The following is a 1,154-nucleotide window of genomic DNA, read 5'->3' as shown; positions in this document are numbered from 1 at the left end:
TGAGAGCCTTTGCAGCACGCTCAACGTCCAGTTCTGCATCTTCGGCCAAGTGACGCCGAATAAAACGCCTGACTTTATCTTTGATATCAGAGCTTGAAGCAACCTTGCGAAGCAGCTTTTCAGCATAAGAGGTTAAAACACTAAGCAAATAAGGGTTGCCATGCTTCACTTTCAAATCAAGCGCCGATTTCTTAAACACAATACCAGTCTGCTCTTGAGAGAACTTAAGCTCGCCCTTACAGACTTCCTGATACTTAGCTATATATTCAGGCTGGGCATGCTGAAAGTTAAAGCACTGAACCTTGATTCTCCGACCTGTTAAATAATCACATCGTGCCAGGGCCGTTACCACCATACGCTCCATTTCGGAAATGCAATAACAGTCAGGTGACAAGCTTTTAAATTCTAGGGTTGCCCACTCATCGCCTTCTTTAAGGGTTAGACAAGCGGCCTCATTCACAATACTGAAAAAGCGCGCATACACCTGGAGCACATCACGAAGCGTCTCACACTGAAAGGATGCCTGAGCAACAACACTGAAGCGAGCCGGGTCAATTTCTTCACCTACATAAAGACCAATTTCAGCCTGCTGAGTATAATCCTTGGCGATATCCCAAATCTTGTTTAATTTAGAAATAGGAATACGAGCATCAAGGTTTTCAATATCTTTCCGACTAATACCTGATTGCTGCGCTAACTCTTGCTCTGACATTCCCCTATCAAGTAAGACATGATAGACATCAGAAATTGTACTAATACTGATGCTTGGAGAGGGTGAGGATGCCATGTTTAGCCTTTTTTGTTCTTATCATCTAGCTTCGTTGATCTACTTCACTGCTTTATTGGCCTAGTCTACGCAATACTAAGCCGATAGTTCAATAGTAAAGGAAGGCTTAACGCTCATAAATATCACCGTATGACAAACCTAAAAGCTGGCTAATTTTATTCAGGGAATAAGCTGTTTCTGCCTGCCATTGATCAATCGTTTCTTGTAACAAAGCCCAAGCTTTCTTTGAATTCGGCATCTTGTTAATGCTACCAGCTTGCGCTAGAGCTCCAACAACATCAGCTGAAAGAACCAAGGTATCTACACCTAGTCGCCGTAGAGCTATCTGACCAACCCGTCCACCCAAACGATTTCCACGCGCTTTTAG

General features: G+C 43.4%; 1 protein-coding gene and 1 pseudogene. Both read right to left on the bottom strand.

The annotated features are described in order from the left end of the window. Nucleotides 1–787 (bottom strand): AraC family transcriptional regulator ligand-binding domain-containing protein (locus A3761_RS23060; protein WP_068750981.1); only part of this gene is annotated, 787 nt, incomplete at its 3' end. A gap of 106 nt (nt 788–893) precedes the next feature. Next, nucleotides 894–1,154: pseudogene (locus tag A3761_RS28105) on the bottom strand (hypothetical protein); the annotation flags it as partial.

The organism is Oleiphilus sp. HI0123 (assembly GCF_001635315.1).
Note: the sequence above shows the minus strand (reverse complement) of the source record. Positions and strands in the feature narration are given on the sequence as shown.